Origin of the sequence: Paenibacillus sp. FSL H7-0716, from assembly GCF_038002705.1 — a bacterium.
GTDB classification, from domain to species: domain Bacteria; phylum Bacillota; class Bacilli; order Paenibacillales; family Paenibacillaceae; genus Paenibacillus_AQ; species Paenibacillus_AQ odorifer.
In genome coordinates, this window is the sequence record NZ_JBBODA010000008.1 from 197598 (window position 1) to 219237 (window position 21640).

The following is a 21640-nucleotide window of genomic DNA, read 5'->3' on the forward strand; positions in this document are numbered from 1 at the left end:
CTGAAAGACATATTCGCCTAAACCATTTCCATCCCATCTTTATGGGATTGTTCTTGCAAGGGATCTACTTATAATTGTTAGTAATTCTTAAACAATATGAGTAGGGACGGGATCAACATGATAGCAGCAAAAGATATAGAGTTTAAAAGCAGACACGGGCAGCGGCTGGGGATGATGGCGGCTATTTGTATGGGGGCGTTTATTTCCCATTTTACAGCTGGAATTGTGAATGTTTCGCTTCCTTTTATTGTGAATTATTTTCAGACAGAGCTTGGGAAGGGATTATGGATCACAACAGGGTATCTGCTAGTGATTACGGCACTTCTTCCTGTTATGGGGAAACTGGGCGACCGTTATGGTTTTCGCCGGATCCACAATCTTGGATTTGTGATTTTTACTGTGGGTTCTATCCTGGTCGCTTTTTCACCAAATCTGCCAATATTGCTAACGCTCAGAGTTGTACAGGGAGTAGGAGCTGCGATGTTCCAAGCAACTAATATTGCACTCATCACCATTCATATGCCGAAAGAGCAAAGAGGTCGTGCACTCGGAATTTTAAGTACAGCTGTCGCGCTGGGCGGGATGACGGGACCTATAGCGGGAGGTTTGATTGCAGAGTGGCTGAGCTGGAAATGGTTATTTTTAATCCATGTTCCTATGGCGATTGTGGCTACAATTATGGCATATCGGTACATCCCGAACCGTGTGCAAGAGCGCAAGCCGGGTGCTATCAGCTTCGTGGGGGCCAGCTTGTTTATGTCATTCATCACCTTGGTTCTTCTCGTAATAACAAATGGGAGCAAATGGGGCTGGGTGTCCGTGCGGACAATGACAAGTTTGGTGGGAGTTTTCTTGTTGTTGATTACTTTTCTATTCTGGGAACGGAAGCAAAAAAATCCTTTTCTACCTTTACAAGCATTGAAAATTCCAACTGTAGCGGGAGGCTTGATCGTTAGCTGTGCCTCTTTTATTTTATCTAATACATTGCTTGTCCTCATTCCATTTTATTTGATGGGAGCGTCGGCTCCGTTCTCGTCATCTACGACAGGATATATTATGGCGGCTTATCCCATTGCCTTGGCGTTTGCAGGTCCTCTCGCAGGCTACTGCTCCGACCGTTATGGCTCTCATCGTCTGATGCTTATGGGACTGAGCTGTATGGGAAGCGGGTTTATCTTGTTGCTGGTGTATTTAGACCATATACCGATTTATGGAATCGCGGCGATTCTATCTCTTATTGGCCTTGGTATGGGGCTCATTGCCTCTCCTAATAATAGCTTCATTATGCAGCAGACACCCCGGGAACACGTGGGTTCGATTGGCGGATTAATTGCTTTAACAAGAAATGCGGGGATGGTCTTTGGCTCAGCACTTGGACTTGGTGTGATGAGTGGAGAGACAGGACAAGGGAGTCAGTTGCAGGGGTTCAAATTGGTTTTTGAGATTAATATTTTCATTTGTTTAAGCGTTATTGTATTAATGGTTGTTATAAATAGAAGGACATTTAAATCTGCTTGATCTAAAAAAATGTGTGTGTAATCACAACTCAAGCTTTGGTGTTCTGTTACGTTGGAAGTAACGAATGATTATCTAGATATGGAGGATAACGATATGTTTTGTTACCAATGTGAACAGACACCAAATGGCGGATGCACCGTTGTAGGGGTATGTGGCAAAAATGAAACCATTGCGAGTTTGCAGGATACGATGATTTTTGCATTAAAAGGAATTGCAGCTTATGCGACACATGCCCGGCAGCTAGGATATAGCGATCCCGAGGTGGATCGTATCACCCACGAAGCTTTGTATATGACGTTGACCAATTCCAACTTTAATACGCAGGAACATTTGGAGATGGCGATGAAGGTCGGGGATGCTGCGGTTCGCATCATGGATGTACTGGATCGTGCGCATACGGACCGCTTTGGCATTCCGCAACCGATCACAGTCAGTCAGAACAAAATTGAAGGTCAATGTATTGTTGTAACCGGACATAATTTATATGCGCTGGAGGAATTACTGCAGCAGACAGAGGGGAAAGGCATCAACATTTATACCCACTCAGAAATGTTGCCTGCGCATGGATACCCTGCACTCAAAAAGTATAAGCATCTGAAAGGCAACATCGGCAAAGCATGGTATGATCAGCGTAGATTGTTCGAGCAGTTTCCCGGTGCAATTCTTGCTACCACAAACTGTGTAATGCCGATTAAAGGCACGTATGCAGACCGCTTTTTCTCATATGAAGTAGCGGGGCTGGAAGGTGTAGAGAAAATAACGGGCGACGATTTCTCCCCATTAATTAATCGTGCGTTGTCCCTGCCTGCGGCTGATGTAGAGTCAGATCTGGTAATTACGACCGGATATCATCATGAAACTGTAATCGGGTTAGCACCAGAGATCATTCAAGCTGTCAAAGACGGGCATATCCGCCGGTTTTTCGTCATTGCTGGCTGTGATGCGCCAGGTACTGGCGGGAATTACTACCGTGAGTTGGCGACTTCCCTACCGAACGATACTGTCATTTTAACTACTTCTTGTGGAAAGTTCCGCTTTAATGACGTAGATTATGGCACCGTTGGAGACACCGGTATTCCGCGTTACATTGACCTTGGGCAATGTAATAATTCCGGTTCTACAGTGAAGATTGCCATGGCTCTGGCTGAGGCATTTGAGTGTACGGTGAACGAGCTGCCTGTCAGCATCGTGCTGTCTTGGTTTGAGCAAAAAGCAGTAGCTATTTTGCTAGGCTTGTTCAGTCTCGGCATTCAGGACATTCGCATCGGACCAAAGCCACCCGAGTTCATTTCCCCAGGTGTACTGGATGTTCTGGTAGAGCTTTTTGGATTGAAGCTAATTACTACTGCTGAGGAAGATATGAACGCGATGTTGGCATTGTCGTAGAGTAAAAATCAAAGGTTGCCGCCCGGAAGGGTTTGGCAGCCTTTTTTTGATAGGGGATTTAGGTGATACATCATAGTCGAAGCATGGCGATCCGTAATGGATGGTCAGGCTTCTTAACTTGCCATTATGAGATGAACTTATCGCGTGCTCGCCACATAATTATAGAGGGTATCTCTCAACTCGAACTCGTACGTCAAACCATTAACAATCCCCACAACATGATCGTTGTCATACAGATCAAGCATGAATCCAGCCATTTCCTTCGCGGTATGATATTTCGGCACAGTCCCCTGATATTCGAATTCGGGGACATCGAAAGAAAGCTTCGCGAATTCTGTTTCTGTTGCGGCAGGTGCTAGCACTTTAGCCTGCATAAGTGCACCTTGACTCTTCAACTCATGAGAGAGTCCTTCAGTAAAGGCACTCACATAGAACTTAGTCGCACAGTACGTAATAGCATTTCCCACAATCGTATAGCCGCCACCGGATGAAACGTTGATTAATTGTGTTCCTTCAACATTGGAGTAATCACGAACGAATAGAGAGGAAAGGATCGTCAATGATTCAATGTTCAGATGCAACATTGCAGAAATTTTATCTAAATCTTGCTTGGCCACTGAAGCGAAATTTCCAAATCCCGCATTGTTGATCCAAGTTTCGATTTCGAACTCTTGTAGATCCTCATAAAGCTTATAAGCATTACTAGAAACGGATAAGTCAGTCACTCGAATAACGACATCTACATCGGGGTAGTTATGATTGATTTCAGATTTTAGCTCCTCCAGTTGCTCCCTTCTGCGTGCTGTAACAATTAAGTTTTTACCACGAGCCGCAAAGGCAAGAGAGGTTTCATAACCTATACCTGAACTGGCGCCTGTAACTACAGTATATTTCATGTGAATTCCTCCGTTTTTACAAGAATATTTAGTGTTTCAGCAACGATGTAATCATAAATCTTAGAGTTTACTCTAAGTCAAATGTTTTTTATAATTATGGGGACTCTTAAAATCAACATAGATTCGGGGGCTTGTATGTATACGATCAGCGATGTAGCTAAATTACTAGGGATTACCGCATATACACTGAGATATTATGAAAAGGAAAAGATTATTGCTCCGATACGGAATGCGAATGGAGAAAGAATATATGATGACTCCAATCTTGCTTGGCTGCGATTTGTGATGAGGTTGAAACAAACCCAAATGCCGATCTCACAAATTAGAGAATATGCGCAGTTATATTTAGAAGGAGAGCATACGGCCCAAGCCCGCTTGAACCTTCTTGAGAATCATAGTAACTCTATACAGAGCCAAATCAGAAACTTAACAGCCACAGAGAAGATGTTGAAAGACAAAATTGCAGCCTACAAAAATTCCCTTGCGAAATAGACCGGCATTCACTAAGCAGGCGACATAAAAGTATGCTAATGATTAAGATAATTGTGAGATCAAAAAAAGGACTTTCACGTTTCATTGAAAGACGCTAGTTCCGCACGTATGTTTGCGGAACTAGCGTCTTTTGCTTTTGGGCTAGACTCCGGCAAAATAGCCGTATGCCTCGCTATTCGCATCCTCGTCTCATTCGGCAACACCTTATTGACAGCGCTAGACGTATTCGTTATTGTGTTTAGAAACATGATTCAATTGAGAATGATTATCTCTTGAGAATTTAAAGGGAGTTTGCGAATCAGCTATGGATGTTCTGAAACTTATACAAATATGGAACCAGGTGATTATGAGTGTGCTGGATGTACGGCTAAAGCAGGCCGGAACCGAGAACGATTTGAATCAATACCGTTTGCCGGCAAGCGCATTTTTATTCGCTTTCCAAGGACAAGGCGAGTTGTGGGTTGATGATGAGGTGTGGCTGTGCGATCGTTTTCATGTACTGCACGCCGGCAAAGGCTCTCTGGTGACGGTTCGGAGCCGAGAAGCGCTGAATGTATATATCGTACTCTACAAAGCGTCTCTCCCCGCTTCGGCCTCGCGCGAATTTCATATGATGTTGGAGGAATCCGACCCGTTTCTGGAAAGCTGGGGGTTCCCGCCTGGCGAACCGCTGGCCATGCTCGAGCTGCTTCAAACGATACGCGACGGTTGGCTTAATTCTGACGACGGATTGACCCGGCTGTCGGCCAAGGGAGACTTTATCCACTTCGTTCACGCTGTCCTGAGGGAGCGTCTGTTCGGAGCCGGTGAGCCATCTTTATCGGAGCAAGTTATTCGGCATTTGTCCAGGAATTACCGCCAGCCGATCTCGTTTGAGGAGCTTGCTCGGCAATTGAATTACAGCCAACAATACATTTCGCGAAAATTTAAAGAACAGACGGGACTCAGTCCGCTGGACTACGTCATTCGTTTCCGAATGGAAGATGCGAAGACTCTGCTGGCCGGCACGATAGCAACGCAACAGGAAATAGCATCACATGTCGGTTATCCGGACCTCATTTATTTCAGCCGCATGTTCAAAAAGTATGCCGGCATGACGCCAGGCCAATATCGTAAACGATACGGTCAGTTCGTTTCAGATTATGCAAGGAATAGGTCACAATCGTCCGTTGTTCTAAGCCGGTCATTAAGCTATCCTTTTTATGTGAGTGATATTGATTATCAATTTCAACAGGATGGGGCGAATAAAATGACTAGAGCAACCAGAAGTTTTTATACAGTGATGCTGTTATGTTTGACCGTGACGTTAACAGCTTGTGGTGGGTCGGTGAACAACGGAGGCGCAACGAACAGCCAGGTTGCCGTCAGCACTTCTCCAACCATGATCACCCAAGAGCCAGAGGTTTTGACATCTTCGGAGATGAAGGTAGTCAAGACTGCTTTCGGCGATGTCGAGGTTCCTGCACACCCTCAGCGCGTAGCGGCAATTTCTTATCTCGGTACCGTACTCGCGCTGGAAGTCCAGCCGATCGCAGCCGAATCGTTCTTGATGTCGAGTCCTTATCTTGAGGGAATGCTGGACGTCGTGACGGATGTAGGGGACTCATTAGAGAAGCTGCTGGAGCTCAATCCGGATTTAATCATAACGCATAATCCACAGCCTGAGGTAGTCGATAAATATCAGATGATCGCACCTACGATATCTGTTCCTTACAATCAGTTTGCATCCATTCAGGAGGAAATGCTGTATTTCGGCGACTTGCTGGATAAACGCGAGGAAGCGGAGAAATGGAACGAACAATTCGAGAAGGACATTGCAGACATTCGGGAGAAAGTCCAACAAGCCGTTCCCGAAGGAGAGACGCTTTCGATTATGCAAGAGTACGATGGAAACGTGAGCCTTTTTGGTCCGAAGTCGGGACGAGGCGGCCGGCTAATGTATGAAATAATGGGGCTGAAGCCGCCAACGACGGTTCCAGAATTTATGCTGAAGGAATCCTACTATGAATTTTCGCTGGAGAAACTTTCGGAGTACATGGGGGATTATTTGATTCTGACGACAGAAGACAGCTTGGAATCGCTGCAGGCTGATCCGATCTGGGGGACGCTCGAGCCGATTCGCAACAATCGGGTATTTTTATGGACGGAGAACCAATCCTGGTACCGCGACCCAATCGCCGTGAAAAGACAAATCAACGAATTGACCGACTGGATCATCGAGGCAGCGAGTCGGTAACTGCCCAAAGTATGGATTGATCGAACAACGGTAAGTTAAAATCAGAACTTGCCGTTACAGCCAGCGCGCTGAACCGTACCATTAGGGACGACAGGGGATTTTTGAGCGGAAAGTTGGAGAGTGCTGTAATAAGGATGTGGAATAGTTCGACAGAGGGTGTCCTAAACGTCATGAAATGGCGGAGGGATACCCTCCTTTTTTTAAGAGCGGAGTGGGGAAGGGAATAGAGATTGTGCTGAACGGTCAAGGTTAGATCTCTTTCTATGCAAAAGTTATTACCAAAATCCAGGTGAAAAGTAGGTAGACTCAGGACAAGCGATCACTATAATGGAAATATGAGACATTCATAGAACCGATCAATAGGATATAAATAAGAATCCGACTGAGTAAAAAAAAGCGATTTGAGGAGGCCATTACGTGGGAAGATCATTCGCAAATTTGCATATCAAGTCGAACAACCTTGAGAAGACTGTCGAAGCATTAAGAGAGCTTAGCGAAGGGCATGCCAAAGTATTAGGCCAGTCAAATCATGAGGCTCCAGAGAGCAAAGTTGTCATGTACGTAAGCAAAAGCAACGAGAACTGGATCAGCGTGCTCCACGATTACTTTGTATGGGGTACGGTGAAGGAGGCCGGCAAAACGTTGACCCAGCTTATCGGAGAGCCAGTGATGACCGCCGGATATATGAATGAGGAAATATTCGAGTTGTCGTTGTTCGAGAATGGAGACATTCAGGCCGAAAAGATCTTTTGTGAGCAGTGGACGAGGGATGAATATGAACAACTCCGGGAAGAGCGTCTCAATGATGACTACCTGCGAAAAGCGTTGGATATCCGTAATGAGGATTTTGACGGCTTCATTGGCATAACGAGTCCGGGACAAGCCGTAGATAAGCTGTCAGAACTCGTAAGTATGTCTTTATGGAGTGATTGGGAGTGGATCCCGTACGAAGAAACTCTCAGAAAACGATTTGTGAAATATGAATTTTGAAAATACACGAGCAAATGGCTAAGGACAGCTGAGATGACATTTTAGTGCATGGCGGTGAGCGAAAAGAAATGGATAGATTAATGAACAGCGGATTTTATAAGCTTAGATTCTTCATCAGGCCGGAAGAGTTTGAAAGTGTTTTGAAGCTTTTTGAACATAAGCAAGCGCAATTTCATCTAACCAATTATGCCCAGACAGAGCATGATCTGAATCAGGTGTATGAGGCGTATCAGACCTTTTATCATTATTTTACGGCAGAACAAAAAAGGGATGGGGGTTCCCCTTTCCTTGTTTTTTCCATTTCTGTTACGTCTGATAATGAAAGCTCTGGATTTTTTGCGAGAAATGAGAGTGTCTATTTTCCATATTATGGACAATGGGCAGAGGATGAACTGCCGTGTATCTTGCTATCATTTCCTAAAGGCTTTCAAATAGATTTGGAAGATGAAAAAGGGAAGTATTATATTTATGAGGATATTAGGAACCATAAGCCGTTGACATATACGTTTTTCGATGAAATAACGGGTGCTATTAAAAAAATGACAAAGCCGCTTCGTTTCTCGGCGCATGATGCAGATGCTATGAAGGAGCAAAAGCCTTCTGTGCGTATAAGCCATGGTGCGATGCAAGATTTGAGCAAATCGTGGATTTTCAATAAATATGGGCTTGTGATGGGTGGAAAATAGTTCAGGGCAAATTACACCGAGGCATTGGCCAAGCTGGAGAATTCAAAAATTGGGGTTTGATATGTTGCACTCTCTAAAATTTCAGTATTATCTTGGATAAAAAAGCTGCTCAACCTGCAATATTTTAAAGAATTCTCTTATCTGGAAGAGTTGCATGTTGGGGGCAGCAGGAGGAGTATTTATGTACATCGTATCTCGGCCAAAACCGCTGTCTGATGACCAAAACCAAGTACTTGCGAAGGAAGACGGCACTGTTTATCCACCGGGCTACCTCCGGTTTTTGCGGCGATTCGGCGAAGGGACTTACAGAGGGTGGCTGAATGTTCAGTTTCCGGATGTGGAGGTGCTTAAACCTTTTGCAGAGTACGGATTATGGGAGCATGACGAGAATAGCCCCATTACTGAGCAACAGATCGGTGAGTGTATCGTTATAGGTACAACGGTTGACGGAGATTTTCTGGCAGTACATTCCCAGACAGCTGGGCTGCTCTGGCTACCTCGGCATGCGGAGCACGTGAAGGCGATTTTCCTGCAGGTACGGGAGCAGGAAGACGAGGGGATGTACGCTTTGGTGCTGGACGAAATATATCGTCAGGTGTATGGAATCAGTCAAGGGGAGAGTGTCTATTATGAACCGTGGACAGGCACTCGAAGCCATCGCTTTTTGCGCTTGCCACAAGGGAAGGACCAGCTTACACTACCCGAACTGGCCGAATTGTGCCAACATGAATTTCCGCCGGATTTGTCCATTGAGAATGCCTATGTTTGTTTCCTGTTCTACCGGCAGCTGGGAGGCTATGTACGATTGAATTATGCCTACCAGCAAGAGGTGGCGGTCTTCTATGAACAGGATACGGGGCAGGCGTTTGCCGTAATGGAGCGGTGGTTCTTGTCGAAAGGCTGCGAAGCGATTTCAGAAAATAACAGCTGATCTGGGTGCTCCGTAAGTCTGGGAGAGGGAGGTATGCATGAAACTATTTTTTACTTTGGATACACATGGAACGTGTGTGGGTCAATTTGTCAGAGTCAGTTGCTAAATATAATAAGCATGCAGATAAGGAAACCCAAAATCAACTACTGGACCTAGTGAAAAAATGGATGCTCGAAAACAATTGGCTAAATGGAAAGTTAAATCAAGCACGGAAACTACTTTCGCAAGACATGGAGCTTTATGAAGTCAGCCAGAAATTGCAGATACCATTGGAAGAGATTGAGTATATCCTTCTCCGTATGAATGACTATGAGCCAACTGATGTTCATCCTGATAACCTTGTAGTAGAAAAAGCACCGCCATATCATTTCTAGAAGACTGGAGCAAATAGAAGACATCCTGCCTGAGCAGATCCACTAACGGAAAGGAGGAAGCCGATGCAAGAAATGGAGAGGCTGGCGATAGAGATCGCCGATGCTGCTAGAACGTCTTTTCGCACTCTTTTTGAAAATGGCGAACGTTACTATTACTGTACTCTATACACTACTGGCGAGGGACATGCGCCAAGTATCTCCGCCTGGTCGTGGGAAGCTTTGGAGGTAGAAGCAGCCAGGCAAGGATTCGAAAGTGACACACCGGCATCGACTATTGCGGAACTTATCCAATGGTCTTATGCGGATTCGCCCTATTGTTGTTTCGGCGATGAGAACTTTGATAATGTTAAACAACGATTTACCGAGCGTTCTTTCATTGCGGATCTTGAGGGTGACGAAGGGAATCGCGAGTTTGATTTGAGGCTGAAGGCCATGGAGCTGGCGATGAAAATACTCGATGATGAAGGTATGTTTGCCTTGAATCAACTGCGAGAGTCAGTATGCGTCCTTGTCGAAGTCATGCCGCCGGATGAGATCAATACTGAAATTGCCCTCCGTTTGAATCGGGCGGAATCTCCAGCTATGCAAGTATGGTTGGCGGAAGCGGCGGAGTAGAAGCCTCCTCTTTCGGAAACCGTCTACTATATTCGGATTTAAAATGGTCGAGATTACGCAGGGGGTAAGCCTTGCGGTATGTGAGAAAATAATAGAAATTTTAAAATGAAGGGAAAAATAATTTATGAGCAATCTTTTCCGATTCATTCCTATTAGCCAACTAGCAGATAAATTTCCCGAAGGATCTTGGTGGGCGAAGTTTTACCAAGATTTTAGTGACGAGCAACTTGCCGCTTACTATGAAGGGGATTTGACGCTGCCTTCTCTTAATTTAGATTGGGAGCAACCTTTCCCGCAACAAAAAGAGGTAATCATCATTTTTATAGAAGGAAATTTTACTGTAGACAATCTTTATAATAAAGAAACGGATGGCGCCATAGGGCTTTTGGTGACCGGTAATATGAGTGCAAAAAATATAGCTGTAGGCGGTCAGGAAATTTATGTTTCGGGCAACCTGATGATTGAGGAAATATTATGCGGCTCCTACAATCATGGGGAAACGATTGTTAAAGGTGATCTCAGCGCTGCGGTTTTAGTTCAGGATGACGAGTACAGTTTCAATGTGGACGGACATAAATCGATCGCCTGCTTAGTAAATGTGTGGGAGGGGGACGGCGTATTTCAGGAGCTTCCTGTGGACATACATGAAGTGTTGATCGATGAAGTTTTTTTAGATATAGAAGAGGATGAGGAGGACTTTTCCTTTGGCACACTGGTGAACGTAATTAAAGAAGGCCGTTCTGCTCTTAAAAAAATAAATGAATCCCCCACTAGCAAGAAAGCTGTTCATTTATATTTCACCCATAACACGATCAATGAAGAAAATATATTGAAGTTGACGCAGTGTATTTTAATGCCAAATGATAAACCTTCTTTTAATTTTCGGGAGCAAGACGTTTTTTTTAAAGTTCAACTGGAGCATATTGATGCTGACGGGGATGAGCGGGATCTTAGCGTTTATATGAATGATAACCGGCATCACTATTATATTTGGCTGGAGCAAGATCATTCTGTCGGTTTGTTGAAAAGAACCATAGAGGAAGGGTCTGAGTGGGAGGACATTACAGAAGAGTCTCAGGAACAACTAGCAGAGATTAGCGATTGCTGGACGATGTTGTTGACCTGCGTTAATATGGCTGAGCTTTATTTACGAAACATTGAGGTACAGTATGTGGAAGACATTTTGCAACACAATGTAATTCAGGAATTATATTCGGAAGTGGAGGAGAATGGCGGGTTCTGGGACGGCTCCAAATGTTACAGCTTCCGTCAAACGCATACGGACGAGGACGGAGACCTTCTACATGGTCGGATTGAAATCAGGACTCCAGATGAAGCGTTTTATTTTTACACAGTGGACAATGGAACTTATGTTTCCCGGCATTATCAGCCGCCCGATCAATATGGCAAGCAGGACATGTCCTATTTGGATCTTAGGCGCTGGGAAGCATCAGAGCGGTATTTTACAAGATTCAAACAATTTATTACTGAGAAGATAGAGTCAGGTGTGAATAGTTAGATCTTGAAATGCATTAGAGGAAAGGATGATAGAAATGCCAAATGATAGCCAAGCTGGTCCTTCAGCTGGTTCTGTTAGAGAAGTTGGTAGTTATCCTATCAATCTGACAGGTCCACTTAGTCATACTCTTGTCCTTAAGCCCGGTGTGGGCAGTCTATCCATGGGTCCGTCGCAATTGGGGAAAAAGGTTGACCTTCATGTCGCGTCTGATGCGCCAATCGATTGGACCGTATTCGATGTCTTTGCCACACCGGCTGGCTCTCCCTGGCCGCGATTTCTGCATTATACAGGCAGTGATTCAGGCTTTTTTGACTGGGCACAGAAACGTCCCATAGAAGAGATGACATGGACTCCGATCCTGTCTGCAGACACGGTGGCGGATGCCAGTCAGTCCAATTTGCATGGCTTGCATGTCGAGTTGGAACCAGCCGGGAGGTCCCTCAGCCTAATACTTCCGAAGCAGCCTTTCCGCCTGAGTGTGTCCGGCGATCTATCGCGCTTCTCGGCCACAGGCGATATGCCATCTTCTCTTACACTTGCACCGCGCACCGGCCGACGTAAGAATGATCCCCCTTTTTTGCTGCCCGATATGGGGGAGCTGCACCAGGTAACGAGTTTGACGCTACATAACGCACCGCTGGGACAGCCTATCTCGCTAGAGTGTCTAAACCGGTACCCAAACCTTAAATCACTGAGTTTGTGGGGAAACTTCTGCGATTTGAATCTATTGGCTCATCATACCGAGTTAACGAATCTGGAGCTGCGCTTTATGCCTGATCTGGGGGACTTGCCGACCTTGAACGCGTGGCCGTTACTTGACAGATTTATCGCCTACAATGTCGAAGAAAGCGCTGGCAAGCGTCTAAAAAAGCAAATGAAAACTCGTGCTGAAACCCGTCCTTGGACCGACCATGCTTCAGTGAGCCAATTACGAAAGCCAGAGTGGTGGACGACCGAGTTTGGCCGTCCATTCTCCTCCTGGGCTAAACGTCTAGCCAAGCTGGCTAATGAAGCTTACAACGTTGCACAGGTAACCTTGTCCGAGGCCCGTAGCTTTGCTGAGGCCGAGACCGCCATTACCGCTTTCACCGTGCGCTTCAACAATCTTAAGGGCATCGAAACCACCGAACGAGAAGATCTTGGTGAAGCGGTATGGCAACTTAGCCAGTCTGACCACCTGATTGGCCAGCCTATCACAGAGGAGATGGCTCAACGCTGGTTCGATGCAGCGCGCGATTACTAAATGAATTGAAAGTCACACCTCTAGAATAGAAATCGGATTGACCAGAGGATTATCCAATGTCTATTCTAAGGGGTGCACTTCACTATACTGGCGGGGTTTTGTTATACGATCATCCCCATTTCTCGGAGTCTATCTTTAATTTTCTTTAAACGAGCTTCTTTTTCGCTGTCTTCAGTTAATACCTCTACAGATGTTTCGTTATACTTCTTAATGATCCTCTTTAAAGTTAATTCTTTCATTTCCTTTTTACTGTGGATGGGAACATGAGGGAAAGCTGTATAGTTTTCTATGGTCTTGGGATCTGCAGAAATTCGTTCGAGTAAACTAAGTAGAAGCACTAGTCTTTGCTGGCCCAACCTCGGAACTTGGTATAGTTTTTTCCATGTGGAATTTAATAGATGATCAAGGTCTGTATATCCCTTTGAGTATAAAGCATTTATGAGGCCTGTTAAATTTGGACCCCGTTCTTCTGCATGAGCTACAGCAACAATACAAGCAATATTCTTAGAATAAAGATGCGCCGGAAGTGGGAAAAAATGTATTAATGCCGCATTTCCGTCGATGATGTCAATCATGATGATATACCTCCATTAAAATATGTGTTCACTATACACGTTTAGAATTCTGATAAGGTTGTGAGTCAGCAGGGTGAATTTTCCTGACTTGTACAATCGATTGATACCCTCTGCCTTATTAAACCCCAGGCTACTGATCATTTTCTGAACACCAGCAAAACCCATTACATAAGCTCGTAGAATATATAGCAGATATGAGTTCGCTGCGCTTCATAATCATTGCTAAGTAATGATATGATATAGGCATCAATTTTGTGGGGTGCACTGATATGGATTTCCGAATCAAAGAACTAGTTAATGCTACACAGCAAACCTATGGATTGGACAACTACTACTTACATACAAATGAAATTTATCGCGAAGTTACGATGCTGGGAGAAACCGACTATTTGCTTAGTATGGAATGGTTTCCTTCTCACATTAAGGAATGGAAGGAAGATTATAATCCGGAAGGAACTGCAGTCATTACGCTTGACTTGCTATCCAATAACTATAAAAGTGTTATTTTTGTTGGAGGGAAATCTTATGCAAATCGAACACCATTCCAAAACATTGAATTAAACAGCGTTATTCAGTGGATGGAAGCTGAAGTAGGGCTTGAATATGGTAAACAATTCTATCTAGTGAAGGTAGAAAGAGGAGAATATCATTTTGCCGAATGTATAGACGGTATACCCATCTCTCTTGGCGGGCGAATGGAGTTACGCTTCGATACGGAGGGTAGAATTATTTTTTATAGTGTATATGGCCAGTTTCCTTCCAGCTCCCTTGTGCAAAAAGAGTATTATTCTCTCACGCTTCAAGCTGTAGAGCCACTGGCGAAAAATCAACTACAGCTTATAGAATATCCAGTGTACGAGATGAAGCATCTCTTGCCGATCTATGGGATAGAAGAAATCTACATTACAAATGATGGAACAACCACAATCCCATTTGAGATGATATCAGGTACGAGAGCACGACTGAATATTGATCAAGTAATGCAATGGGAGCACGCGGACACGAAACAGTTCGCAAGGACGGAGATTCGTCTGCAAGAGGTGGTTACAATCGAACAGGCAATAGCACGTGAGCCGCACCCAGATTCATTTTCAATCACAGACATAGAACAAGCCCAATGTATAACCGCAGTCGAAGTTGGTTTAAGCCAGCTCTATCCGGATGAGTCCGGACAATGGATATTGAAGACTTTACATCGGGAAAGAGGACATATTCAAGCGACATTGAGGATGAATGCGCCAAGTAATCGTATTTTTCAGCGTAAGCTTTTCCTGTTCATCGATACGAACAATTATAAGGTTATAAATTATATGGATAACAAGCTAATGCTCGATACGTTTGATGAATTCAAGAGCGAAGGGGAAATTGCTGTGAGCCATGACGAAGCTTATGATAAGCTCAAGGGATGGTTCGAATTAACACCCGTCTATGTGTATAATCCTGGGCAGACGAAGTATGTGCTGTGCGGGAAGCTGGATTGTAATTATGCCGTGAAGGCTACTAGCGGAGATGTGGTAGAGTTGGGTAGCTTGGAATGATAGTGAAACCAGATTGATTTAGTCAAAAAGATAACATCCGAAACTCATGTCCAAGAGACATGGGTTTTTCTTTATGTAGTTGGATGCCAAAAATTTAGACTTATGAAAATAATTGTATGGAAATTTGATTTACACGCAGAGAAACTTCGGTGTACAGCGTCAAATAAAAGTAGACGTTAAGAAAAAAGAAAGCTCCGATAGGTAAATTGTATAAATGTGAGACTATAACCGTTTTAAGGATGGTGAATGAGTTGGGTTTCAAAATACGTAAAACCACGGTGCAGTCCGTCTGGATGATGTGGGAAAAAGCTTTTGCGTTGCTTTCACATTTTCGCGGATCGCATAAGTCACGCTTTGGTATATGTACCGTGATGCTAAAAAAGCACCGGGGACAGCCTATTGTATGCCAAGACGCCACGGTCATCAATCAAGGAGAGTGGGTGGGAGAACTCCACCTCGACAATGAAAGAATCCTGAAGTTGATCCGGTCCGAAGGATCGGATCGTGCCGCACTGCAAACGGCTCGCATGCTGCGCAAATCAATGCAGCAAATCAACGAAGCCTTCGAATCGCAGTCCGAGTTCAGGCAGGTCAAGGCTTTATTGGGGATTACACTGCTCCATCGGGGATTAACACACGGTCTTGGTTTTGAACAACAAAACATAAAGTCCGGCGTTTTCGAACGCATCACCACCATCTATCTTCGATTGCTGCTGTCTGCCATGCATCCAGAAGGGAGACAACGAATCAATCGGCGAACAGAGCAACTGGTCCCGATGTTACTGATCCATTCACGCGCCTCACTGAAAAATCGATTCTCACCCGGACAGAACTACTCTGGATAGGACTTAAGCTTGTTATAAGGAGGTGTAATCATACTTACTTATCTGATAGTAGGAATACTATGTGCCGCTACTCTTTACATGTTTATTCCAAGTTTGATTACGCGAGTGAGCGGCTTAGGTGTCTTTCGTAAAGGAACGGTAGAAAAACAGGTGGCATTCACTTTTGACGATGGGCCACATCCAAAATATACACCGGAATTGCTGGATTTATTGAAGTTACATCAAGTGAAGGCTACTTTTTTCGTGCTTGGATCGCGAGCGGAGCAGTATCCAGATCTGATCAGAAGAATGGATCGGGAAGGCCATCAGATTGGCATCCATAATTACTGCCATACCTCTAATTGGCTGATGCTGCCCAGTACTATTAGGCGAGAACACCTGGAACGCTCCGCTGATATTATAGAGTCTATTGTCGGAATCAGACCCAATCATTACCGTCCACCCTGGGGATTAATTAATCTATTTGATTTCTTTCGGCACAAGCAGTATCGAATTGTTTTATGGTCGCTGAAGGCGAGTGACTGGAACGTCCGGGCCTGTCAAACCCGGATGCAGGCCATTCTATTAGGTGGAATCACCGATGGCTCCGTTGTTTTACTTCACGATAGTGGAGAGACTGCGGGCGCGGACCGGCATGCTCCTTATTTTATGCTGCAAGCTTTAGAAGAAGTGCTAAACCAACTGCAGACAAGAAACCTGCAATTTGTTCGGCTTGATGAAATGTCTTAACGTATTCCAGTGATTTGTTATTAAGACTTAAATTGTTTGCGGAAGCAGAGCGGCGAGATGCCCATTATTAATTTGAAGGTTCGTCCAAAGTGGGAGGTGTTATCGAACCCAACCATTCCTGCAATTTCTGTAACATTAAAAGAAGAGCCAACCAGCAAATCACGCGCTTTTTTAATGCGGATGTTATTGATATATTCAATGAAGCTGAACCCGGTGGATTCTTTAAAAGTGCGGCAAAGGTAGGAAGAGCTTATGTCGAATTGCCGTGAAATCTCACAGAGCTTAAGCGGTTCCATATAATGTTGATTTACATAATTAACGATATCCAGGACTTTCTTATGTGTACGATTGGATTCTACAAATGAAGCTACGCGGCTGTCAAATAGTTTGCGATTAAGATAGAGAAGCAGCTCCACCAATAAGATTTGTTGGTACTGTTCATATCCGCGGGCTTGCTTCTTCCCCTCCTGGATCATTTTCTGAAAAAGCTGTTCGATGAAATATTGATCCATCCCGGTCATCTTCAAAGCGCGGTAATCACTTTTGAACAATTCGAGCAGTTCCTCACATTGACTGCCGGTGCAGAAATGCTGCAGGAATTCTTTTTTAAACAGGAGTGTAACCCGTTCATACATATTGCAGCCGGAATTGACCAGTTTGTGCATTTCGTGAACATCCATAAATAACAGTGTTCCGCCCGCAACCTGGTAAGTTCTGTCCCCTATAAAATAATAAAAATCCCCGGATATTAAATACAGAATCTCATATGCATCATGATAGTGTCTTGAAGGCATGCTGGTGTATACCTGTTTCTTGCGGCTGATGTCAAAAAGAGTAGACTCATAAAATACCGGTTTCATTCAGCACCTCCTAAGAGGATTGTAGACTTAATCTAGGGTTTGTAGCAACATATGTATAAAAATTAATATTTACAAGAAAATACGTGCTGTTTGGACAAAGTTTTTGAGATAAGCTTGAATTGAATTACCAAGTGTTGGTAAAAGGAGGACTGTCATGCTCAGATAGGTTAGGGATAAGGTTCACTGCCACTAAAAGTTAAAGCGCTTAAACTATTCAATTAAAGGAGAGATTGCGGTGCTAAATTCAACGAAGAGTAAGGTTTTCAAGAAGATGAAATTTTCATTGATGATTCTGCTCAGTTTTTCAATGATTTTTTCTTATGCCAGTCTGTCCATTTCATCTCAACAGAAAAGTTATGCGGCAGGGAACCCTGATTCTAATTTCTCACCGGCTACACTTCAATTCTTGCGTGACAATACAGGTCTGGATGGTGAGCAGTGGAACAATATTATGATGCTTGTCAACAAACCGGAGCAGGACGATCTGAACTGGATCGATTTTTACGGATATTGTGAAGATATTGATGATGACCGCGGGTATACGATTGGAATATTCGGTGCGACTACAGGCGGCTCAAATGATACTGGTCCCGACGGTCCGGATCTGTTCAAGGCATATGACGCTGCCAAAGGCGCGAGTAATCCTTCGGTTAAAGGCGCATTGGCCCGGATCGGTGTTAAGGGTTCGATGAAAGGGAAGATCCTCGAAATCAATGAAAGCGAAGAGAGCTTCTGCAGAAAAATCGGCAATTTGCAAAATGATCCCGAGTGGAGAGAGGCTATGTGGAAAACGTTCTACAATATCTATATTAAATACAGTGTGGAGCAGGCCCGCAAACGCGGCTTTAACTCGGCATTAACTATTGGTTCCTTCGTGGATGCAGCGCTGAACCATGGAGCTACCGGCGGCTCCGAGACCCTTCAAGGACTTTTGGGTAAATCCGGAAGCAGCACAGATGAGAAGACTTTTATGACCAAATTTTATAAAGAACGGACCAAGATTGTGGATACTAATGAGTACAACTCTCCACCTAACGGCAAGAACCGTGTGAAGCAGTGGAGCAATTTGCTGAACATGGGAGAGACAGACCTAAAGGGTGCAGATTCGGCAATTCTTCAAGTCACCGACTGGGAACTCCAATAACAGTAGGTAAAGGTAGCAGAATCGCCGTTCTTCTCGGAGACGGCGGTTCGATGATAAGTGAGATTAAGGAAGAGGGAGATGGGCTAAATGGATAACAACCAATCTTATCTCAAAAATAGATTTTACAAGGTAATCAGTCTAATGGTTATAGGTTTGCTGCTTGCCATGGAGTTGACCGGTTTTGTCTCAGCAGGAAGGGAAGAAATTGAGGGAAACCTTGTAAGTGAAGCAACTGCAGTTCAGGAAACGATTGCCCAGTGGATTTTTAAAGACAAAGGCGAAAACGGTGTATTTCCAGCTACAGGCGGGGTATATCAGACGTCTTCATCCATTCGTGATGTAGGAACTAATACGGATGCGTACACCTATGAGTCAAGTGAGAACAGCGTACGTAACCAGGGCTGGCATGAAGGAACGGGCCTAAAATACTGGCTTGCCACGCTTTCGACCAAAGGCTTCGAAGGTATCTTCCTCTCTTCACAGCAAACCTCTTCAAGTACAGGGCCCAGGGATTTTAAGGTGCAATACAGTATAGATCAACAGGAATGGACAGATGTTACGGGCGGCAACCTTGTTCTAGCCCAGAACAATTTTAATTGTTCCAATAATTCCTGCAAATTAACTAACCTCGCTTTACCTGCCGGAACAAACAATCAAGATGTACTCTATATCCGCTGGGTGGTAAACTCTGCGAAAAGCGTAAGCGGGGGAACGGTGTCCAGCTCAGGCTCAAGCAGAATCAAAGATGTGATAATTAAAGGAACACGCAGCAGCGGCGAACCTGGGGACACTCCTACACTTGAGGTAAGCAAAGCTCCCGCTTCAGGGGCTGCAGATGTTTCCCTTAATGCAGAGATCACAGTGAAGTTTAACAAAGCCGTCAGCCTCGACAGTAGTTATCAAGTTGTAATCACAGAAAACAATCTTCCTCTTACCAACATTTCTGCTTCACTCCTCGGTCAAGACACAGTCAAAGTCAGCCACCCTAATTTCACTGCCGGCAAAACTTACAACGTGACCGTCCCTAAAGAGCTTGTTAAGGGGACTACGGATGGCCGGACACCTGAGAACGATATTACCTGGAGTTTTAAGACGAAGTCTCCGGATACCGGGATCAAAACACCAACGCTGCTGAATATGACTTTTAATGGAGATCCAAAGACAAGTATTGCCTTTGACTGGTATACAGCCGAAACCGTCAGAGGTACAGTAGTGCAAGTAGTGGAGGCCTCCAATGCGGGAGGAAGCGAGTTCCCGGAACAACTGGCAGCTTCTTATGAGGGCAGCGCAAGAGTTATTGAAACCTTAATGACATCAGGAGACAGAAGCTCCAAAAAGTATAAAAAGTTCGCCAGCCACAAGGTTATTGCAAGCGGTCTTAAGCCTGGAACCAAGTATATCTACCGGGCCGGTAACGGTGATGCGGACGGCTGGAGTGAGGCGGGTTCTTTTACCACGGACAAGGCGGATAATCAGGATTTCCATTTCCTCTATGTAACCGACACCCAAGGCTCAAGTAAATCGAATTTCGATCTTTGGCAGGATACTTTTAAGAGAGCTATTGAGAAAACGGTAGATCCCAAGTTTGTTCTTCTTACAGGGGATCTAACGGATGACGGTGATCTGGAGCAGCTATGGCAGTGGTTCTTAGGTGTGCCAAAAAAAGAATTTGCCAATGTGCCATTTGCACCGATTATCGGCAACCATGAGATAGAGGATTATCCGAATAACAACTTCTATAACCATTTTAATCTTCCAAAAGATGTCGGAACGGGTGCTCACGACGGTTCGGTATATGCTTTCGAATACGGTGATGCCCTGTTTATGCAAATCAATTCCCAGTACGAAGGGGAGGTCAAGCCGTATAAAGCGGATATTCAGTTCACGAAGCAATTGGAATGGATGCGGAATCAAGTGGCAAAGACCGACAAGAAGTGGAAATTCGTCTCGATGCATAAGGGAGCGTATTCTTCAGGGGATAATGCTTCGGCAGAAAGCGACCGGGTAGAATTTTACCGGAAATATCTAATTCCTGTATTTGATGAGCTGGGTGTGGATATGGTGTTTGAGGGACATGACCATATGTATATGAGGTCTTTTCAAATGCTGAACAACGTTCCGATTAAGAATGTTATTACCGATGAGCAAGGAAATGTGCTGAATCCCAAAGGGACCGTGTATCTGATGGGCAACTCGGCCGCTTCGAAATTTTATGCCATTAATCCAGATGCAGACACTTTTTTTGCAGCAAAAAACGATCAGCCCAATAAGAAAATGTTCGTAGATGTTTCCATTACAAGCGACGTGCTGAAATTCACATCCTACACAGCAGTTAAAGATAAACCTCTTGCCGTCTATGATGCTTACAGTATTAAACGGACTGACGTCAAACCCGGCATTGTCGAAAATCCAAGTGCAGTAAGACAGTCAGGGAACCGTGCAGTTCTTTCGTGGAAAGCGCCAGTAAATAGCTCTGAGCCTGTGCGAGGTTATCGGATTTACGAGAAAAATGATAAAGTCAGCACAAATTGGAGCGTGTATGTGCCGACGGTAAGCGGTCAGACGAGTTACAGCTATACATTAAATGGTGTAGATTCTAATAAAGTCTACAATTTCGTTATTAAAGCAGTGGGGATAAGAAATAACTCGCTTCCAGTAGAGGCAGAAATGAAATGAATGATAGAGGAGACGTTGACGGAGCTTGGGCATCCGTTAACGTCTTTTTTTCATAGTTGTTGAAGCTGTCCATTCTTCCTCCGGTAACTCCTCGGAAAGATAACTTCACTTTTTACCAGATCATGATTCTTGCGCATTGGCGTGACTTTTGTCCCTTCAAAGTATAACGGCAGACCTTCGGCCAGAATCGGCAAGAGGGTTTGGGATGGGGCCTACGAAACCTAGAATTGGGATGATAAATTTAAGTGCTATCCATGCATAGACACCAAGTAAGCCGTGAATCAAAAATACGCAGATCCATGAAAGTATAGCTGCAGCTAACATTGTACTACCTAAATACCCGAATGCATGAATTATTCTTTTCATATTCGCTCCTAACATATAAGA

The 21640-nt window shown here is 44.4% G+C and carries 19 protein-coding genes; 16 read left to right on the plus strand and 3 right to left on the minus strand.

The genetic code is table 11. The features are described from left to right. Nucleotides 1-117: 117 nt before the first annotated feature. A complete protein-coding gene (locus tag MHH60_RS13455) occupies nucleotides 118-1518 on the plus strand; it encodes an MFS transporter (protein ID WP_143766666.1) in 1401 nt (466 codons plus the stop codon). 93 nt (nucleotides 1519-1611) lie between these two features. Continuing rightward, on the plus strand, nucleotides 1612-2904 hold the full coding sequence (hcp, locus tag MHH60_RS13460) for a hydroxylamine reductase (RefSeq protein WP_076134409.1): 1293 nt from the start codon (nucleotides 1612-1614) through the stop codon (nucleotides 2902-2904). A 137-nt stretch (nucleotides 2905-3041) separates the two neighbouring features. Here hcp and MHH60_RS13465 read toward each other — a convergent pair whose 3' ends face one another. Beyond that, nucleotides 3042-3800, minus strand: coding sequence for an SDR family NAD(P)-dependent oxidoreductase (locus MHH60_RS13465; protein WP_076134410.1), 759 nt, complete (start codon nucleotides 3798-3800; stop codon nucleotides 3042-3044). Nucleotides 3801-3935: 135 nt separating this feature from the next. Between MHH60_RS13465 and MHH60_RS13470 the strand changes: the two genes are divergently transcribed. From MHH60_RS13470 to MHH60_RS13510, 9 genes are all read left to right on the plus strand, one after another. Continuing rightward, nucleotides 3936-4292, plus strand: coding sequence for a MerR family transcriptional regulator (locus MHH60_RS13470; RefSeq protein ID WP_076134411.1), 357 nt, complete (start codon nucleotides 3936-3938; stop codon nucleotides 4290-4292). A gap of 304 nt (nucleotides 4293-4596) precedes the next feature. Continuing rightward, the gene (locus MHH60_RS13475) at nucleotides 4597-6528 is read left to right on the plus strand and encodes an AraC family transcriptional regulator (protein WP_076134412.1); all 1932 of its coding nucleotides are present in this window, start codon (nucleotides 4597-4599) and stop codon (nucleotides 6526-6528) included. 417 nt (nucleotides 6529-6945) lie between these two features. Next, nucleotides 6946-7518, plus strand: a complete 573-nt coding sequence (locus MHH60_RS13480; protein ID WP_076134413.1) for a hypothetical protein — start codon at nucleotides 6946-6948, stop codon at nucleotides 7516-7518. 68 nt (nucleotides 7519-7586) lie between these two features. Continuing rightward, on the plus strand, nucleotides 7587-8204 hold the full coding sequence (locus MHH60_RS13485; protein ID WP_076134471.1) for a hypothetical protein: 618 nt from the start codon (nucleotides 7587-7589) through the stop codon (nucleotides 8202-8204). Between the two features lie 181 nt (nucleotides 8205-8385). Next, nucleotides 8386-9135 carry a hypothetical protein gene (locus tag MHH60_RS13490; protein WP_076134414.1) on the plus strand — a complete coding sequence of 250 codons (750 nt, stop codon included), beginning with the start codon at nucleotides 8386-8388 and terminating at the stop codon, nucleotides 9133-9135. 65 nt (nucleotides 9136-9200) lie between these two features. Continuing rightward, nucleotides 9201-9509 carry a hypothetical protein gene (locus MHH60_RS13495; protein ID WP_232061405.1) on the plus strand — a complete coding sequence of 103 codons (309 nt, stop codon included), beginning with the start codon at nucleotides 9201-9203 and terminating at the stop codon, nucleotides 9507-9509. A 63-nt stretch (nucleotides 9510-9572) separates the two neighbouring features. Continuing rightward, entirely contained in the window at nucleotides 9573-10124 is a 552-nt protein-coding gene (locus MHH60_RS13500; protein ID WP_076134415.1) for a DUF4303 domain-containing protein, read from the plus strand. A gap of 124 nt (nucleotides 10125-10248) precedes the next feature. Beyond that, nucleotides 10249-11643: a hypothetical protein gene (locus tag MHH60_RS13505; RefSeq protein ID WP_076134416.1), complete on the plus strand. Its 1395-nt coding sequence runs from the start codon at nucleotides 10249-10251 to the stop codon at nucleotides 11641-11643. A 34-nt stretch (nucleotides 11644-11677) separates the two neighbouring features. Continuing rightward, nucleotides 11678-12886 (plus strand): hypothetical protein, encoded by a 1209-nt coding sequence (locus tag MHH60_RS13510; protein WP_076134417.1) that lies wholly within the window; start codon nucleotides 11678-11680, stop codon nucleotides 12884-12886. A gap of 101 nt (nucleotides 12887-12987) precedes the next feature. Here MHH60_RS13510 and MHH60_RS13515 read toward each other — a convergent pair whose 3' ends face one another. Continuing rightward, a complete protein-coding gene (locus tag MHH60_RS13515; RefSeq protein WP_076134418.1) occupies nucleotides 12988-13461 on the minus strand; it encodes a hypothetical protein in 474 nt (157 codons plus the stop codon). A gap of 269 nt (nucleotides 13462-13730) precedes the next feature. Here MHH60_RS13515 and MHH60_RS13520 point away from each other — a divergent pair, with 269 nt between their 5' ends. From MHH60_RS13520 to MHH60_RS13530, 3 genes are all read left to right on the plus strand, one after another. Then, entirely contained in the window at nucleotides 13731-14999 is a 1269-nt protein-coding gene (locus MHH60_RS13520; protein WP_076134419.1) for a hypothetical protein, read from the plus strand. A 239-nt stretch (nucleotides 15000-15238) separates the two neighbouring features. Continuing rightward, nucleotides 15239-15844 (plus strand): YkoP family protein, encoded by a 606-nt coding sequence (locus tag MHH60_RS13525; RefSeq protein WP_081388925.1) that lies wholly within the window; start codon nucleotides 15239-15241, stop codon nucleotides 15842-15844. Nucleotides 15845-15922: 78 nt separating this feature from the next. After that, nucleotides 15923-16573: a polysaccharide deacetylase family protein gene (locus MHH60_RS13530; RefSeq protein ID WP_232061404.1), complete on the plus strand. Its 651-nt coding sequence runs from the start codon at nucleotides 15923-15925 to the stop codon at nucleotides 16571-16573. Between the two features lie 20 nt (nucleotides 16574-16593). On the opposite strand, the gene MHH60_RS13535 is transcribed toward MHH60_RS13530, so the two are convergent. Beyond that, nucleotides 16594-17433, minus strand: a complete 840-nt coding sequence (locus MHH60_RS13535) for an AraC family transcriptional regulator (RefSeq protein WP_076134421.1) — start codon at nucleotides 17431-17433, stop codon at nucleotides 16594-16596. A gap of 235 nt (nucleotides 17434-17668) precedes the next feature. Between MHH60_RS13535 and MHH60_RS13540 the strand changes: the two genes are divergently transcribed. After that, nucleotides 17669-18577 (plus strand): chitosanase, encoded by a 909-nt coding sequence (locus tag MHH60_RS13540; protein ID WP_341041266.1) that lies wholly within the window; start codon nucleotides 17669-17671, stop codon nucleotides 18575-18577. A gap of 87 nt (nucleotides 18578-18664) precedes the next feature. Next, entirely contained in the window at nucleotides 18665-21253 is a 2589-nt protein-coding gene (locus tag MHH60_RS13545) for a metallophosphoesterase (protein ID WP_076134422.1), read from the plus strand. Nucleotides 21254-21640 lie beyond the last annotated feature (387 nt).

Bases quoted from the DNA above. Each gene is read 5' to 3' on its own strand.
- MHH60_RS13490 (WP_076134414.1), top strand. From the start codon at position 8,386: ATGTACATCGTATCTCGGCCAAAACCGCTGTCTGATGACCAAAACCAA.
- MHH60_RS13475 (WP_076134412.1), top strand. From the start codon at position 4,597: ATGGATGTTCTGAAACTTATACAAATATGGAACCAGGTGATTATGAGT.
- hcp (WP_076134409.1), top strand. From the start codon at position 1,612: ATGTTTTGTTACCAATGTGAACAGACACCAAATGGCGGATGCACCGTT.
- MHH60_RS13500 (WP_076134415.1), top strand. From the start codon at position 9,573: ATGCAAGAAATGGAGAGGCTGGCGATAGAGATCGCCGATGCTGCTAGA.
- MHH60_RS13485 (WP_076134471.1), top strand. From the start codon at position 7,587: ATGGATAGATTAATGAACAGCGGATTTTATAAGCTTAGATTCTTCATC.
- MHH60_RS13465 (WP_076134410.1), bottom strand. From the start codon at position 3,800: ATGAAATATACTGTAGTTACAGGCGCCAGTTCAGGTATAGGTTATGAA.
- MHH60_RS13520 (WP_076134419.1), top strand. From the start codon at position 13,731: ATGGATTTCCGAATCAAAGAACTAGTTAATGCTACACAGCAAACCTAT.
- MHH60_RS13535 (WP_076134421.1), bottom strand. From the start codon at position 17,433: ATGAAACCGGTATTTTATGAGTCTACTCTTTTTGACATCAGCCGCAAG.
- MHH60_RS13455 (WP_143766666.1), top strand. From the start codon at position 118: ATGATAGCAGCAAAAGATATAGAGTTTAAAAGCAGACACGGGCAGCGG.
- MHH60_RS13525 (WP_081388925.1), top strand. From the start codon at position 15,239: ATGGTGAATGAGTTGGGTTTCAAAATACGTAAAACCACGGTGCAGTCC.
- MHH60_RS13515 (WP_076134418.1), bottom strand. From the start codon at position 13,461: ATGATTGACATCATCGACGGAAATGCGGCATTAATACATTTTTTCCCA.
- MHH60_RS13505 (WP_076134416.1), top strand. From the start codon at position 10,249: ATGAGCAATCTTTTCCGATTCATTCCTATTAGCCAACTAGCAGATAAA.
- MHH60_RS13470 (WP_076134411.1), top strand. From the start codon at position 3,936: ATGTATACGATCAGCGATGTAGCTAAATTACTAGGGATTACCGCATAT.
- MHH60_RS13495 (WP_232061405.1), top strand. From the start codon at position 9,201: ATGGAACGTGTGTGGGTCAATTTGTCAGAGTCAGTTGCTAAATATAAT.
- MHH60_RS13545 (WP_076134422.1), top strand. From the start codon at position 18,665: ATGGATAACAACCAATCTTATCTCAAAAATAGATTTTACAAGGTAATC.
- MHH60_RS13530 (WP_232061404.1), top strand. From the start codon at position 15,923: ATGTTTATTCCAAGTTTGATTACGCGAGTGAGCGGCTTAGGTGTCTTT.
- MHH60_RS13510 (WP_076134417.1), top strand. From the start codon at position 11,678: ATGCCAAATGATAGCCAAGCTGGTCCTTCAGCTGGTTCTGTTAGAGAA.